Source organism: Candidatus Pelagibacter sp. (assembly GCF_052048095.1).
In the GTDB taxonomy this organism is placed as follows: Bacteria; Pseudomonadota; Alphaproteobacteria; order Pelagibacterales; family Pelagibacteraceae; genus Pelagibacter.
In genome coordinates, this window is record NZ_JBNAKG010000001.1 from 448040 (window position 1) to 463787 (window position 15748).

At 29.7% G+C, this 15748-nt stretch carries 12 protein-coding genes; 5 read left to right on the plus strand and 7 right to left on the minus strand.

Annotated elements, in window-relative coordinates:
- Nucleotides 1-2: 2 nt before the first annotated feature.
- Genes uvrC through uvrB form a run of 4 tightly spaced genes read right to left on the minus strand, consistent with a single transcriptional unit; the run spans nt 3 to nt 5158 of the window.
- Nucleotides 3-1838 (minus strand): excinuclease ABC subunit UvrC, encoded by a 1836-nt coding sequence (uvrC, locus tag ACTT9P_RS02385; RefSeq protein ID WP_440909096.1) that lies wholly within the window; start codon nt 1836-1838, stop codon nt 3-5.
- A complete protein-coding gene (locus ACTT9P_RS02390) occupies nt 1825-2250 on the minus strand; it encodes a dihydroneopterin aldolase (RefSeq protein ID WP_440909097.1) in 426 nt (141 codons plus the stop codon). The genes uvrC and ACTT9P_RS02390 overlap by 14 nt, the downstream gene beginning before the upstream one ends.
- Complete coding sequence (locus ACTT9P_RS02395; protein ID WP_440909098.1) at nt 2247-3002, minus strand: SDR family oxidoreductase; 756 nt, start codon at nt 3000-3002, stop codon at nt 2247-2249. The genes ACTT9P_RS02390 and ACTT9P_RS02395 overlap by 4 nt, the downstream gene beginning before the upstream one ends.
- The gene (gene uvrB / locus ACTT9P_RS02400; protein ID WP_440909099.1) at nt 2984-5158 is read right to left on the minus strand and encodes an excinuclease ABC subunit UvrB; all 2175 of its coding nucleotides are present in this window, start codon (nt 5156-5158) and stop codon (nt 2984-2986) included. The genes ACTT9P_RS02395 and uvrB overlap by 19 nt, the downstream gene beginning before the upstream one ends.
- Nucleotides 5159-5194: 36 nt before the next feature.
- Here uvrB and ACTT9P_RS02405 point away from each other — a divergent pair, with 36 nt between their 5' ends.
- Complete coding sequence (locus tag ACTT9P_RS02405) at nt 5195-6379, plus strand: pyridoxal phosphate-dependent aminotransferase (protein ID WP_440909100.1); 1185 nt, start codon at nt 5195-5197, stop codon at nt 6377-6379.
- A 14-nt stretch (nt 6380-6393) separates the two neighbouring features.
- Here the strand turns inward: ACTT9P_RS02405 and trxB are convergent, their stop codons facing one another.
- Nucleotides 6394-7338: a thioredoxin-disulfide reductase gene (trxB, locus tag ACTT9P_RS02410; protein WP_440909101.1), complete on the minus strand. Its 945-nt coding sequence runs from the start codon at nt 7336-7338 to the stop codon at nt 6394-6396.
- A gap of 21 nt (nt 7339-7359) precedes the next feature.
- On the opposite strand from trxB, the gene ACTT9P_RS02415 reads away from it, so the two are divergent.
- Together ACTT9P_RS02415 and ACTT9P_RS02420 are read left to right on the plus strand one after the other, a co-directional pair.
- Nucleotides 7360-8310 (plus strand): mitochondrial fission ELM1 family protein, encoded by a 951-nt coding sequence (locus tag ACTT9P_RS02415; protein ID WP_440909102.1) that lies wholly within the window; start codon nt 7360-7362, stop codon nt 8308-8310.
- Complete coding sequence (locus tag ACTT9P_RS02420; RefSeq protein ID WP_440909103.1) at nt 8297-8962, plus strand: hypothetical protein; 666 nt, start codon at nt 8297-8299, stop codon at nt 8960-8962. The genes ACTT9P_RS02415 and ACTT9P_RS02420 overlap by 14 nt, the downstream gene beginning before the upstream one ends.
- Here ACTT9P_RS02420 and carB read toward each other — a convergent pair.
- Together carB and carA are read right to left on the minus strand one after the other, a co-directional pair.
- Nucleotides 8959-12183, minus strand: coding sequence for a carbamoyl-phosphate synthase large subunit (gene carB / locus ACTT9P_RS02425; RefSeq protein ID WP_440909104.1), 3225 nt, complete (start codon nt 12181-12183; stop codon nt 8959-8961). The genes ACTT9P_RS02420 and carB overlap by 4 nt on opposite strands.
- Complete coding sequence (gene carA / locus ACTT9P_RS02430) at nt 12161-13357, minus strand: glutamine-hydrolyzing carbamoyl-phosphate synthase small subunit (RefSeq protein ID WP_440909105.1); 1197 nt, start codon at nt 13355-13357, stop codon at nt 12161-12163. The genes carB and carA overlap by 23 nt, the downstream gene beginning before the upstream one ends.
- Before the next feature lie 127 nt (nt 13358-13484).
- Here carA and ACTT9P_RS02435 point away from each other — a divergent pair, with 127 nt between their 5' ends.
- Nucleotides 13485-13946 (plus strand): GatB/YqeY domain-containing protein, encoded by a 462-nt coding sequence (locus ACTT9P_RS02435; protein ID WP_440909106.1) that lies wholly within the window; start codon nt 13485-13487, stop codon nt 13944-13946.
- Nucleotides 13946-15721: a DNA primase gene (dnaG, locus tag ACTT9P_RS02440; protein WP_440909108.1), complete on the plus strand. Its 1776-nt coding sequence runs from the start codon at nt 13946-13948 to the stop codon at nt 15719-15721. Before ACTT9P_RS02435 ends, dnaG begins: the two co-directional genes overlap by 1 nt.
- The last annotated feature ends 27 nt before the right edge of the window (nt 15722-15748 follow it).

Genomic DNA, 15748 nt, shown 5'->3' on the forward strand with positions numbered 1-15748 from the left:
TTTTATTCGTGAAAAAAGTTATATATCTTTTTTGCGACTTTTTCCTCTACTCCTTCAACAGATTTAATCTCATCTAGACTTGCAGATTCAACTGCTCTTGCAGATCCAAAATGATTTAATAGCGCTCTTTTTCTGATAGATCCTATGCCATCGATTTGATCTAAAAGAGATTTGCTAATACCTTTTTTCCTTTTAGCTCTGTGCGCACTTATTGCAAATCTGTGTGATTCATCTCTTATTCTTTGTAAAAAAAATAGGGTAGGATCATTTTTTTCAAATTTAAATTCTTTGCCATTATGAAAAAAAGTTTCATTACCACTATTTCTTTGCTTACCTTTAGCAATAGCTATTATTGGAATATCATGAAGACCAAGTTCATTTAATGTCTCTCTAGCAACTGAATATTGACCTTTTCCACCATCAACCATAACTAAATCTGGAAAGGTTAAATAGTTATCTTTCTCTTGGACAGCTTTTTTAAATCGTCTGTTAAGAACCTCTTTCATCATCCCAAAATCATCTTGTTCATTTCCTTTAATCTTAATATTAAATTTTCTATATCTTTTTTTTACAAATCCCTCATCACCATAAGTTATCAAAGCACCTACACTATTTGTTCCTTGAATATGGCTGTTATCATAGACTTCGATAAGATTAATGTTGGTTTCAAGATTAAATTTCTTTGATACTGCTTCAAATAATTCTTTATTGTTCTGACTTTCATAAAGTTTTCTATTTAGGCTGTCTTTTGCATTTTTGATTGCTTGATTAATTACTTTTAATTTTGAACCCTTTTTGGCAACTGAAATACTAATTTGTTTGCTTTCTTTTTGAGCTAAAGTTTTTTCTATTAAAATTTTTTCTTTAATTTCTTCAGACAAAATTATTGATGAGGGAACACTTTTGTTTTCATAAAATTGAGAAACAAATGAATTAATAATATCACTAAGATTTTCATCAGGATCATGCTTAGGAAAAAATGCTTGGTTGCCCCAATTTTGTTTTGAACGATAGAAAAAAACTTGAATACATGTTTTTCCAGATTCTTTATATCCAGCAATCACATCTGCCTCTACTAAATTTGCCTCATTAATTCTTTGAGACGACTGAATAATATTCAAGGATTTTATTCTATCTCTTAAAATGGCAGCTTTCTCAAAGTCAAGCTCATCACTAGCTTTTTCCATCTGATCAGAAAGGCTTTTTTGAATTTTTCTTGATTTACCAGATACAAATTCAATTGCATCTTCTACAGTCTGTTTATAGTCTTCCTTATTTATGTAATCAACACATGGACCAGAACATCTTTTGATTTGATAAAGAATACATGGTCTTTCTCTATTTTTGAAAACTGAGTCATCACAAACTCTTAGATGAAATATTTTTTGTATCATCTTTATGGTCCAATTAGCAGATCCAGCTGATGCGAATGGACCAAAGTAAAAACCTTCTTTACCTTTTTTGCCTCTATGTCTTTTTATTTGAGGCCATTTATCTTTGTTACCAATAAAAATAAAAGGAAACGATTTATCGTCTCTGAGCAAAATATTAAATCTTGGTTTATGCTTCTTAATTAGATTAGCCTCTAAAAGAAGAGCTTCACTTTCATTTGACGTCGTAGTTATCTCTAGCTTTCTTGTTTGAGATAACATTCTTTCAGTTCTAATTATGTGATTTTTTTCAGAAACATAACTTTTTAATCTGTTGGGTAAATTTTTAGCCTTGCCAACATAAAGAATTTCATCTTTATCACTCAACATTCTATATACCCCAGGTAATTTTGGGATAAGTGGCAATTCTTTTTTTATTACGTCTTTTCCTATTTCAGAACTGATCATGGCTTCTTTTTTTGGTAATTTGAATACCAACCGAAGAACACTCTTTGAGGATTTCTAGTTTTTCAATTTTCAACATTATCTTAGCAATTCTTTTGTCCTTGAATAGCTCATCAAAGACAGCTTCAGCTAAAGTTTCTAAAAAATTATAATGTTTCTTTTTTACTAATTTAGTTATTAATTTAACTATAGTTCCGTAATTTACGATTGATTTAATATCTTTATCATTTGTAGGTTTTTTATCTTCATAATCAATTTCTAGGCTAAATTTTACTTTTTGAGGTTTTTCTTTTTCAAAATCATAATAACCCAATTTTAAATCTAAAATTAATTCATTAATTAAAATTTTCTTTTCATAATTAAAGAGGCTTTTTGATTTATTTATTTTAACTACTTTGAAATTATTTTTTTTCATTCTTTTGTTCCTATTATATCAGGAGTTTGCCAATTCATATTTTGACCACTGTCAATCGCTAATACTTGACCTGTAATAGATCGGTTTTTAATAAAAAAGTCAACAGCATTACAAATTTCTTTTACATCTACTTGTCGTTTTAAAGGCGTTGCTAAATATTGTTTTTTAAAATGTTTTTCTGATTGTCTAATATTTTTTAAAGTTGGTCCAGGAGCTATTCCATTTACTCTTATATTTGGAGAAAGACTCATAGCGCTAGTTTTAGTTAATGTATAAAGACCAGTTTTGCTTAGTGTATAAGAGAAGAAGAATGGAGTAAGTTTAAATACCCTTTGATCAATTATATTGACAATATTGTTGTTTCCTTTTTTTATATTTTTACTGAAAGCTTTTGTTAATAGTGCTGGTGCTTTCAAATTAGTATTTATGTGATTTTCCCAACTGGAATTTGTAAAATTTTCTAATTTATCGTTTTCAAATAATGAAGCATTATTAATAAGACAGTCAAAGTATTTTAGTTTTGATTTTGCAAATTTAATTATTTTTTTTATATCGCTTTCTTTACCAAGATCACCTTTAACAAGATAAACCTTGGTACCATTTTTTTCTAATTCATTTTTTAAAATTACTGCCTTCGTTTTAGATTTATTAAAATGAATTAGTATCTCTTTATTTAGACCAGATAATTTTTTTGCAATGGCTGCACCAATTCTTGTTGCACCACCTGTAATAATTATTTTCCGTGCTTCCATTTTTTATCTCTTTTTTTTGTAACTTTAGTTCCTGGCATTCCTAATGTTGATCTACCTTTAGGATAAAGTTTATTTTTTACATCATATTGTCTAATTTTAGGATTTAGAGTTATTTCTAACTCTGTACTCTCTAGTTTTCTAATTTCATCTCGAATTTTTGCCGCTTCCTCAAACTCTAAATTTGATGCAGCCTCTTTCATCTTTTTATCTAGCGCTTTAAGATGTTTTTTTAAGTTTCCTCCAACATTTGAACCTTCACTTATTTTTACATAATCTTTTTCATAAACACTTTCTAAAATGTCGCTAATTTCTTTTTTTACAGATTTGGCATCAATTTTATGTTTCTTATTATAAGCAAGTTGGATTTTTCTTCTTCTCTCAGTTTCTTGTATAGCTTTTTTAATACTTTTAGTTTCTTTGTCTGCGTAAAGAACAACTTTACCTTCAACATTTCTTGCAGCTCTTCCAATAGTTTGTATCAAAGAAGTTTCAGATCTTAAAAAACCTTCTTTGTCAGCATCTAATATTCCAACTAATGCACATTCTGGTATATCTAATCCTTCTCTTAATAAATTGATACCAACTAGAACATCAAAAACTCCCATTCTTAAGTCTCGCATGATTTCTATTCTTTCAAGCGTATCAATATCCGAGTGAAGGTATCTAACTTTTATTCCATTTTCGTGTAGGTATTCAGTTAAATCTTCCGCCATTTTTTTTGTAAGGGTAGTGACTAAAACTCGATGATTGTTTTCTATAACTTTTTTACATTCATGCATTAAGTCATCCACTTGATTTTTTGCTGGTCTTATTTCAACAGGTGGATCTATTAATCCAGTTGGCCTTATTACCTGATCTATAAATTTACCTTTTGTTTGTTCAAGTTCCCAAGGGCCAGGTGTTGCAGATACAAAAACAGTTTGAGTTCTCATTAGATCCCATTCTTCAAATTTAAGTGGTCTGTTATCCATGCATGAAGGAAGCCTAAATCCATACTCAGCAAGAGTGCTTTTTCTTGATCTATCGCCTTTGTACATTCCATTTAGTTGGGGGACTGTTACGTGACACTCATCAACAAAAATTAATGTATTATCTGGAAAATATTCAAAAAGAGTAGGAGGCGGTTCTCCTGGTTTTCTACCTGATAAAAATCTAGAGTAGTTTTCAATTCCTGCACAAGATCCTGTAGCTTCAATCATTTCTAAATCAAACTTAGTTCTTTCCTCTAATCTTTGAGCTTCCAGAAGTTTATTTTCGGATCTATGTTTTTTTAATGTTACCTCTAATTCTCTCTTAATATTGATAACTGCTTGTTCTATTGTTGGTTTGGGAGTTATGTAATGACTATTTGCATACACTTTAACTAAATTTAGATCTCTAACTTTGTCACCAGTTAATGGATCAAATTCTTCGATTTGTTCTAACTTATCTCCAAATAAACTTAGTCTCCATGCTCTATCTTCCAAGTGAGAAGGGAATATTTCAAGATATTCTCCTCTTGCTCTAAAAGTCCCTCTATAAAAATTTTGATCATTTCTTTTATATTGAAGAGCGACTAACGATTTTATTAATTGTTCTCTGTTGTAATCGTAATTCTTTTGAAGAGTTAAAGTCATTTTACTATATGCTTCAACTGAGCCTAATCCGTAAATACAAGATACACTTGCAACAATTAGTACATCATCTCTTTCTAAAAGAGATCTTGTTGCCGAGTGTCTCATTCTATCTATCTGTTCATTAATAGAGGCTTCTTTTTCAATATAAGTATCTGATCTAGGAACATAAGCTTCAGGAGTATAATAATCATAGTAGGACACAAAATATTCGACAGCGTTATCTGGAAAGAACGCTTTCATCTCACCATAGAGTTGAGCCGCTAGTGTTTTATTTGGTGCTAAAATTAATGCTGGTCTATTGGTAGCTTCAATTACTTTAGCCATTGTAAATGTTTTTCCAGAACCAGTTACTCCTAATAGTACTTGATTAAATTCTTCTTTATTTGCACCGTTAACAAGTTTTTTAATTGCTTCTGGCTGGTCACCCGCAGGTTTAAAATCAGATTTAATTTTAAATTTTTTACCACCTTCAAGTTTTCCACTGATTTTTGGGTTTTTACTTTGAATATCGGTAATTAAATCTTGATATGTATTTTCCATATATTAAAGAAGGTAGTAAAATAAAATATTTTTTCAATGAGTATAATTTCAGATAGTTTAAAAAGAATTAAACCATCACCTACAATTGCTGTAACACAAAAAGCAAGAGAATTGAGAGCAGCTGGTAAAGATGTGATAGGTCTTGGTGCAGGGGAGCCTGATTTTGATACACCAGACAATATTAAGAATGCAGCAATAAAAGCAATTAAAAGTGGAGATACTAAATACACTGCAGTAGATGGTACACCCGCATTAAAAAAAGCTATTGTAGATAAGTTTAAAAGAGAAAATAAAATTAATTATACTACAGATCAGATCACCGTTGGAACTGGTGGAAAACAAGTTTTGTATAATGCATTTATGGCAACCCTTAACAAGGGTGATGAAGTAATTATTCCTGCACCTTTTTGGGTTTCTTATCCTGATATGGTTTTATTAGCAGGAGGAAAACCAAAAATAGTCAAGTGCACAGAAGAAGAGGGATTTAAACTTACTCCCAGCAAACTTAAAAAAGCAATTACAAAAAAAACAAAATGGTTAATTTTAAATTCACCGTCTAATCCAACTGGTGCCGGTTACACAAAAAAAGAAATTCAGAATTTGGCAAAGGTTTTAGTCAAAAATAAAAAAGTTCATATTTTGAGTGATGATATCTATGAACATATCAAGTACGATAACTTCAACTTTTTTACAATTGCACAAATTCCTCAATTAAAAGATAGAACCTTAACAATGAATGGTGTTAGTAAATCTTATGCAATGACTGGTTGGAGAATTGGTTATGCAGCAGGCCCAAAGGAAATAATTAAAGCTATTAGAAAAATTCAATCTCAATCTACATCAAATCCGTCTTCAATAAGCCAAGCAGCTGCTGTTGAAGCTTTAAATGGTAGCCAAGGATTTATAAAGACAAGATCAAAAGCTTTTAAGGAAAGAAGAGATTTTGTGGTGAAAAGCTTAAATAATATTGAAGGGATAAACTGCTTAACACCTGAAGGAGCTTTTTATGTTTTTCCAAGTTGCAAAGGTCTATTAAATAAAAAGACAGGGTTAAAAACAGATACTGAATTTGTTCAGAAATTATTAGAAAAATCTAATGTGGCAGTTGTTCAAGGTTCAGCATTTGGATTAGATGGCTATTTTAGAATTTCTTACGCAACTTCTATGAAGAATTTACAAAAAGCAATGAGTAGAATTAAATCTTTTTGTGAAAGTTTATAATTATTTTTAATTATTTAGTGTGAAAGAAACTTTTCTGCCTCTAAAGCCGCCATACAACCCATTCCAGCCGCAGTTACAGCTTGTCTGAAAGTTTTGTCTTTAACATCTCCAGCGGCATAAACTCCCGGTATGTTTGTTTCAGTAGAATCTGGTTTAGTAATTAAATAACCTTCTTTATCCATTTCAAGTTGATCTTTAAATAGTTGTGTTGCTGGGTCATGACCAATTGCGATAAATAAGCCATCTAATTTTATTTCTTCAACATTATTCGTTTTTAGGTTTCTAACTTTAATTCCTTTTACATTTTTTGGTTCATTATCACCAATTACATCTTCAACAACAGAATCCCAAATTACTTCTATTTTCTTATTTTCCATCAATTTTTGTTGGAGCATTTTTTCAGCTCTTAATGTATCTCTTCTGTGGATTAATTTTACTTTTGATGAAAATTTAGTTAGGAACATTGCTTCTTCGACAGCAGCATTACCACCACCAACAACTGCAACTTCTTTATCTTTAAAAAAGAAACCATCACATGTAGCGCAAGCTGAAACACCAAAACCTCTAAACTCTTGCTCTGAATCTAAATTTAACCATCTTGCTTGTGCACCAGTTGATATAATTATACTGTCTGCAGTATATTTTTGACCACTATCACCAAAAGCTTCAAATGGAGTAGATTTTAAATTTACTGAAGAAATATGATCTTCAATCATTTCTGTGCCAACAGCTTTTGCTTGATCTTTCATTTGATCCATTAACCAAGGACCTTGAATCACGTCTGCAAAGCCTGGGAAGTTTTCAACATCAGTAGTTGTTGTTAATTGTCCACCTGGTTGAGCCCCATAAACTAAAATTGGTTTCAACATTGCTCTAGCCGCATATACAGCCGCAGTATATCCTGCAGGACCAGAACCTATAATTAATACTTTTGTGTGTTTAATTGGATTTTCATTCATATGAGAGCTATATAGTTATAAATGACAAAATTAAAAGGCTTATTATTAACTGAAGGCATGCATGGAATGATAAGTCAAGTTGAAGGCCTTGCTAAAGCTTTAGACTTAGATTTTATACACGAGAAAATAGAATTGAGTTCTTTTTGGAAGCTTATTCCACCCAGCTTAACTCCTGTGAAGGACTTTGTTTTCAAAAATAAAATAGATCAAAACTTCAATATTGTTATTTCATGTGGAAGAAAAAGTGTGATTCCATCAATATTTTTAAAAAAAAAATTCGGAAACAAGATAATGAATATTCACATTCAAGATCCAAAAGTTTCATTAAGTAATTTCGATTACATTATTGCACCAGAACATGATGGTTTGATAGGCAGCAATGTAATAACAAGTAAAGGAGCAATTCATTATTTAAGACATAAAGAACTTGATGAAAATGAGTATTATTTAAAAGATAAAATTAAAAATGATAAATTAGTTGCTTTAATAGTAGGTGGACCAAATAAATATTATAATTATGATAAATTAGAAATTGAAAATATTTTTGCAAAAATAAAAAAAAACTTCATTCAAAATGGTTACCAATTAATATTAATTCCATCTATGAGAACACCAAAAAATATAGTTGAGATTGCAAATAACTATTTTGATAAAAACCAAATAATTGTAGATACAGTAGACAAGAAAGCTTACTTATCGTCTCTAAAAGTAGCTAATCATATAGTCGTCACATGTGACTCTACCTCTATGATTTCAGAGTCTGCTATGACTGGTAAACCAATTTATGTGGCACAAATGAAACCAATAAAAAGTAATTACAGATTTAAAAAATTCTTTGAACTATTCAAATCTATGAAAATTATTAAAGATCTTGATAATACTTTAGAAGATTGGAGTTATGATAAACTTAGTGAAACTGATAGAATATCAAGTTATATAAAAGAACAACTTATTAAATATGACTTTTCTTAAATCAATTAAAAATCACTCAAAAAAACATGAATTTCCGTTTGATCATTGGGAGTATGATAATGCTCTAAGCGATGGAGCTATTAAAGAAATAGTAGAGGCAGATATCCCAGATGTTACTAAGCATAATTTGAATTATGATGGGACTAGAGCTATCGATGGTGGTGCAGCAGAATTTAGAGAGGGAATAGCTTCAGGAGGAAAGGCCATAAAGTTTAGATGTTTCATAACTAGAGAAAATGCGGATGATTTCCCTAATTTAGTTAAATTTATAAATGAACTTCAGTCTAAAGAAACTCATGAAACAATTTCAAAAATGATAAATAAAGATTTATCAAATTCATATGTAAGAGTTGAAGTGATTTGTGATAGAGAAGGATTTTGGCTGAAACCACACTGTGATATCAAAGAAAAATTACTTTCAGGATTAATTTTTGTAAACAATGTTAATGAGTCTGAAGATCTTGGAACTGATTTTTATAATGAAAATTTAGAAAAAGTAAAAACAGTTCCCTATAAACATAATTATGGATACATGTTTACAAGTGGTCCAAATACTTGGCATGGTATGGAAAAGAAAAAAATTGTTAAAGAAAGAAGATGTGTCCAAGTAAATTATGTAACTTTCCCAACAGATTGGAAAGTAAATAATTAAATATCTTGAAGAGAATTAACTTCTAATTTTTTAGTTTTTAAAGATTTGATTCCTTGTAGACAAGCCATTGCAGTTGACATATTTGTGCAATAAGGAACTTTATTTTTTAATGTAGCTCTTCTTAGTGCTATTGCATCACTTAATCTATGTTCACTGTTTCCACCTCCAGTATTAATTACTAAAGCTATTTTTTTAGAGTCTAAAACATCTACAATATGAGGTCTACCGCTACTAACTTTATTGATAATTTTACATTTCATCCCAAATTTTCTTATATACTCCGCAGTTCCTTTTGTTGCGCATAGTGTAAAGTTTAATTTTATTAACTCTTTTGCAAGATCAATACCTTCATCTTTATGAGAGTTTTTAAGTGATATAAATGCCAATCCTTTAGTAGGTAAAGAATTGTAGGCTGATATTTGGCTTTTTGCGTAGGCAATACCAAAGTCTTTATCAAATCCCATTACTTCACCTGTTGATTTCATTTCTGGACCAAGAAGTACATCACTTTGAGGAAATTTATTAAATGGGAAAACTGCCTCTTTAACTGCGTACATATTTTTAGTTTTTTCTTTTAATGAGAATTTAGACAATTGTTCACCAGCCATAACTCTCGAAGCTATTTTTGCAAGTGGCAATCCTTTTGCTTTAGATACGAATGGAACAGTTCTGCTAGCCCTTGGATTAACTTCGATTACATAAATTTCATCTTTTTTAACTGCAAATTGAATATTCATAAAACCTTTAACTTTAAGTGCTAACGCTAATTTTTTAGTTTGGTTTTCAATTTCTTTAACCAAATAGGGTTTAATTGAAACAGGAGGTAAACAACAAGCTGAATCCCCTGAATGTATTCCTGCTTCTTCTATATGTTGCATAATTCCAGCAACATGAACTTCTTTACCATCTGAAATTGCGTCCACATCAACTTCCATTGCATGATCTAAAAATTTATCAATTAAAATTGGATTATTATCTGCAGCTTTAAATGCTTCTAATACGAAATTTTTAAGCTGGCTTTTGTCATGAACAATTTCCATGGCTCTTCCACCTAAAACATAAGACGGTCTCACCATTAAAGGAAGACCAATTTTTTCAGCAATTTGAATTGCTTGATTATATGTTTTGGCTATACCGCTTTCTGCTTGTTTTAATTCTAATCTATTTAATAAGTTTCTAAATCTGTCTCTATCTTCAGCTAAGTCAATTGATGAGTATTGTGTCCCTAAAATCGGTAATTTATTATCGTGTAAAAATTTTGCTAGTTTAATTGGTGTTTGACCGCCGAATTGAGCTATAACTCCGATTAAATTGCCGTTTTCTTGTTCCTTTTTAATTATATTAAACACGTATTCTTCTTTTAGTGGTTCAAAATATAATCTGTCACTAGTGTCGTAATCTGTTGAAACTGTTTCTGGATTACAGTTTACCATAATAGTTTCAAAACCTGCGTCTTTTAACGAAAAGCTTGCTTGACAACAGCAATAATCAAACTCTATTCCTTGTCCTATTCTATTTGGACCACCTCCAAGAATAATGATTTTTTTCTTAGACGATGGATCTGCTTCACATTCAGTGATTAGTGAAAAATTTCTTTGATATGTAGAATACATATAAGGTGTAAAAGATTTAAATTCTGCTGCACATGTATCAACCTTTTTATACACAGGTAATACATTTAATGCGGACCTTCTTTTTCTAATGGCATCTTCAGAAATGTTTGTGAGCTCAGATAATTTCTTATCTGAAAATCCTATTGATTTTATTTTATTAAATTCTTCAAAATTCTTTGGCAAGCCTTTTTGTTTTAGCTTTATTTCATTGTCGACTATTTCTTTTATTTGCTCCAAGAACCATGGATCAACTTTTGATAAACTATATATTCTTTTAAGATTTATTTTTTTTCTTATTGCTTCAGCAATTAAGAGTATTTTGTTTGGAATATTTTCTTTTAGTTTTTTCTCAATTTGGTTTTTGTTTAAATCAAAAATTCTATCTAAACCAGAAAAACCTGTTTCCAATGACACTAATGCTTTTTGAAGAGACTCTTTAAAGTTTCTTCCTATCGCCATTGCTTCACCAACAGATTTCATTGATGTACCAAGTTCAGCTGGTGACGTTTGAAATTTTTCAAAGGTAAATCTTGGAATTTTAGTTACAACATAATCAATACTTGGTTCAAATGAAGCAGGTGTTACTTTTGTTATTTCATTTTTAAGTTCATCCAAAGTGTAACCAACAGCAAGTTTCGCTGCAACTTTAGCAATTGGAAAGCCTGTTGCTTTAGAGGCTAAAGCAGAAGATCTGGAAACTCTTGGATTCATTTCTATAACAACCATTCGTCCATTTTTTGGATCAATTGCAAATTGAACGTTTGAACCACCTGTCTCAACACCAATTTTCCTTAAGCATGCAATAGAAGCATTTCTCATTACTTGGTATTCTTTGTCTGTTAGTGTTAAAGCAGGAGCGACTGTAACAGAGTCTCCTGTGTGAATTCCCATTGGATCAATATTTTCTATGGAACAAATAATTATACAATTATCTTTTCTATCTCTAACAACTTCCATTTCAAATTCTTTCCAGCCTTGTAAACATTCTTCTACTAAGACTTGGCTTACAGGAGACTCATGAAGACCATTAGATACAATTTTGATAAAATCTTTTTTTGTTCTTGCTATACCACCACCAAGACCACCAAGAGTAAAAGCAGGTCTTATTATTGCAGGTAAACCAATTTGTTTTAAAGCTTTTGATGCTTGTTTAATGTTGTTTACGATTTGTGACTTTGGTAAGTCCAAACCAATATCTAACATATTTTTTCTAAACTTTTTTCTATCTTCAGCATTTGAAATAGCTTTTGAATTTGCTCCAATTAATTCAATTTTATATTTTTTCAGAATTCCTTTTTTTTCAGCATCCATTGCAAGATTAAGAGCTGTTTGACCTCCCATTGTCGGTAAAATTGCATCTGGTTTTTCTTTTTTAATTATTTTTTCTAAAACTTCTAAAGTAATCGGTTCTATATAAGTTTTATCTGCAACATCTGGATCAGTCATAATTGTTGCTGGATTGGAGTTAATCAGAATTACCTTATATCCTTCATCTCTTAATGCTTTACAAGCTTGAGTGCCTGAATAATCAAATTCACATGCTTGACCAATAATAATTGGACCAGCTCCTACGACTAATATTTTTTTAATATCTTTTCTTTTTGGCATTTTTTTTCATTGAGTTAATAAATTCTTGAAACAAATAAACACTATCTTGAGGACCAGGATTAGACTCTGGATGATATTGAACAGAAAAGACTGATTTATTTTTTAATCGTATTCCTTCAATTGAGTTATCAAATAAAGATTTATGAGTTACCTCAATATTTTTTGGTAAGCTTTCTTTAACAACTTCAAAACCATGATTTTGACTTGTGATCTCTACTTTATCATGAATAAGATTTTTAACTGGATGATTTGCACCTCTATGGCCTAATTTCATTTTTTTTGTTTTACCACCTAGAGTTAGAGCTAAAATTTGATGACCTAAACAAATGCCAAATATTGGTAAATTTTTCTTAATTAAATCTTTTACTATTTGAATAGCATATTTTCCTGTAGCAGCTGGATCTCCTGGGCCATTAGATAAAAAAATACCACTAGGCTTAAGCGCTAAGATTTTATCAGCCTTTGTATCACAGGGAACAACAGTAACTTTACATCTAAAGTCTGAAAAATATCTTAAAATATTTTTTTTTATTCCATAATCTATAGCAACAACGTGATATATATTTTTATTATTTTTTTTAAAGCCATCTTCTTTTTTCCAGGTCTTTAAACCTTTCCACGTAAAATTTTTCTTTGTGCTTACTTCTTTTGCAAGATCTAAATTTTTTAATCCACTCCAATTAATAGTGTTCTTGGTTAAGCTATTAAGATTAAATTTACCATTTTTCGAATGAGAAATAGTCCCTTTTGGTGCTCCTTTATCTCTAATGAAGTTAGTTAAACTCCTAGTATCTAAACCTGTAATACCAATAATTTTATTCTTTTTAAGCCACCTATCCAAATGAGATAAAGCTCTATAATTAGAGGGATCAGTTATCTCTGAGTTTATTATCACACCTCTGGTCCAAATTTTATCAGACTCAACATCTTCTTTATTTGTCCCAACATTTCCTATGTGCGGAAACGTAAAATTGATTATTTGACCAGCATAAGATGGGTCAGAAATGATTTCTTGATAACCTGTAAGCGATGTGTTGAAACACACTTCTCCAGTGGCAGTTCCATAGTAGCCTAAACCAATTCCTTTAAATATTTTACTATTTTCAAGAACTAAAACGCCTGTATGTAATTTTGTGATTTTTTTTGAGTTAGTTTTTTTTCTTTTTTTAATCAATTACAACTCATGAGTTAAAGGTAATTACAATAATTGAATTATTATCGCAACCGATATGTATTATAAAACTGTGAAAAAACAATTTTTTCTTTTGACCATTTTTATCTTTCAAGTAGATTAAAAAATTATGTCTTTGAAAGAAACTATCGAAACCGAATATAAAAACGCCCTTAAAGCGAAAGATAAATCAAAAATCTCAACTTACAGGTTAATTCTATCGTCTATAAAAGATCTTGATATTACAAATAGATCAGGTCCAGAAAAAAAAGAAACTGACGATGAAGATATTAAAAAGCTTTTAAAGAAAATGGTTAAACAAAGAGCCGAATCGATAGAGATATATAAAAAGAATAATCGAACAGACCTTTTAGAAGTTGAGCAAAATGAATATGATATTTTAACAAGTTTTCTTCCAAAACAATTAAGTGAAGAAGATACAAAAAAAATCTGTGAGGAGATAATTTCAAAAACAGGAGCAGCCTCTGTTAAAGACATGGGTAAAGTGATGGGCGCTCTTAAAAAAGATTATTCAGATGAGATAGATTTTGCAAAAGCAGGATCACTAATTAAAGAATTGTTAAACAAATAATGAAATATCCAAAAGAGTATCTTGATGAGATAAAATCAAGATTAAAAGTATCAACTGTTGTTTCAAAATCTGTTGAATTAAAAAAAAGAGGGAAGGAATATGTTGGTTTGTCTCCTTTTAAAAATGAAAAGACTCCATCTTTTACAGTAAATGATGAAAAAGAGTTTTATCATTGTTTTGCAACTGCAGAACATGGAAATATTTTTGATTTTGTTATGAAAACGCAGAATTTAAAATTTGGAGAGGCAGTAAGATATTTAGCAAATGTAGCTGGTATGCAGCCATATATGTTTTCAAAACAAGATGAGGAAAGAGAGAAGAAATGGAAAGAATATTCCTCAATTTATTCAAGATATGTTGATTATTATCATAATGAACTTTTAAAAAATGAAGCCCACTCTAGTGTGAGAGAATATTTAAAAAACAGATCTCTTGGAAAAGAAATAGTTCAAAAATTTAAAATTGGGTTTGTAGATTACAATTCTACCTTTCTTGAAAAATATAAAAATGAATTTAATGAAAATTCATTAATGGAAACAGGATTGTTTTATATTGATGATAAAAAAAACAAATTAGTTGAAAGATTTCGTAACAGAATTATTTTTCCAATAAATAATCTATCCGGTCAACCAATTGCTTTGGGCGGAAGAATTATTGAAAAAAAAGATTATTTAGCAAAATACATAAACTCTCCTGAAACATATTTTTTTAAAAAAGGGTCAAACTTATATAATTTAGATATTGCAAGAAAACTTTCCAATAAATTAGAAAACATTTATTTAGTTGAAGGATATATGGATGTTGTAAGTTTAAACAAAAATGATATTGAAAATGTTGTAGCTAATTTGGGAACATCTTTAACAGATAGACAAATTTCAATATTAAACCAGTTTTATAATGATATTGTTATCTGTTTTGATGGAGATGAGAGCGGATACAAAGCTGCATTAAGAGCTGCAGAAAACTCAATTAAAGAATTAAAACCTGAAAAACAAATATCATTTTTATTTTTACCAGAAAATGAAGATCCAGATAGCTTTGTTAATAAAAAAGGTAAAAATGAATTTTTAGAATTTTCAAAAAACAGTAAATTGTCTATCCATCAGTTTATTTTTAATCATTACAAAAAACAAACAAGCAATGATCCATCATCGTTAGCAATTTTTGAAAAAAAATTAAAAAGTATCGCCAACACTATTAAAGATGAATACATAAAAAAGTATGTTCTAGAGTATTTTTTAGAGAAAATTTCAGAACTAACACCTCTCCAATCTTTTAGAAAAAATTCAAATTATATAAAAAAAACCAAGTCTTTAGACCTTACGAAAAAACATTACAAGGAAAGCAAACAATTTAGTGGAGTAGAACTTAAAGAACTATCTCTCCTTTATTTAATTATAAACAATTTAAATTTAGTGAAAGAAAATCTAAATCTTTTTGAGGACGCAAAGTTTTTTTCAGATGAAAATAAGAAAATATATGAACACATAATTGATAAAGCAAAAGCATTAGATGAATTATCTTTAGATGATTTAAATTTAGACAATCAATTGATTACTAAAATTAATCGATTTGCATCAATCAAACATATATTAGCAAATAAAGCAGGTGATGATTTTGAGGCATTAGAAATTCTTGAAGATTTAAAGAGAGATCTTAATAACTATGATTTGGTGTTTAGAATCCAAGAGTTAGAGTCGAGATTTTCAAAGGATTTTAGTGAAGAAACATTCAACGAGCTGAAAGAGCTGAAAAAAAGACAAAATATCAATTAATTTTGAAAAAATAATTAATGGATTTTT

What these genes read in the sequence shown, in the direction of transcription:
- uvrC (WP_440909096.1), bottom strand. Translation starts at nt 1,838, where the DNA reads ATGATCAGTTCTGAAATAGGAAAAGACGTAATAAAAAAAGAATTGCCA.
- ACTT9P_RS02390 (WP_440909097.1), bottom strand. Translation starts at nt 2,250, where the DNA reads ATGAAAAAAAATAATTTCAAAGTAGTTAAAATAAATAAATCAAAAAGC.
- ACTT9P_RS02395 (WP_440909098.1), bottom strand. Translation starts at nt 3,002, where the DNA reads ATGGAAGCACGGAAAATAATTATTACAGGTGGTGCAACAAGAATTGGT.
- uvrB (WP_440909099.1), bottom strand. Translation starts at nt 5,158, where the DNA reads ATGGAAAATACATATCAAGATTTAATTACCGATATTCAAAGTAAAAAC.
- ACTT9P_RS02405 (WP_440909100.1), top strand. Translation starts at nt 5,195, where the DNA reads ATGAGTATAATTTCAGATAGTTTAAAAAGAATTAAACCATCACCTACA.
- trxB (WP_440909101.1), bottom strand. Translation starts at nt 7,338, where the DNA reads ATGAATGAAAATCCAATTAAACACACAAAAGTATTAATTATAGGTTCT.
- ACTT9P_RS02415 (WP_440909102.1), top strand. Translation starts at nt 7,360, where the DNA reads ATGACAAAATTAAAAGGCTTATTATTAACTGAAGGCATGCATGGAATG.
- ACTT9P_RS02420 (WP_440909103.1), top strand. Translation starts at nt 8,297, where the DNA reads ATGACTTTTCTTAAATCAATTAAAAATCACTCAAAAAAACATGAATTT.
- carB (WP_440909104.1), bottom strand. Translation starts at nt 12,183, where the DNA reads ATGCCAAAAAGAAAAGATATTAAAAAAATATTAGTCGTAGGAGCTGGT.
- ACTT9P_RS02435 (WP_440909106.1), top strand. Translation starts at nt 13,485, where the DNA reads ATGTCTTTGAAAGAAACTATCGAAACCGAATATAAAAACGCCCTTAAA.
- dnaG (WP_440909108.1), top strand. Translation starts at nt 13,946, where the DNA reads ATGAAATATCCAAAAGAGTATCTTGATGAGATAAAATCAAGATTAAAA.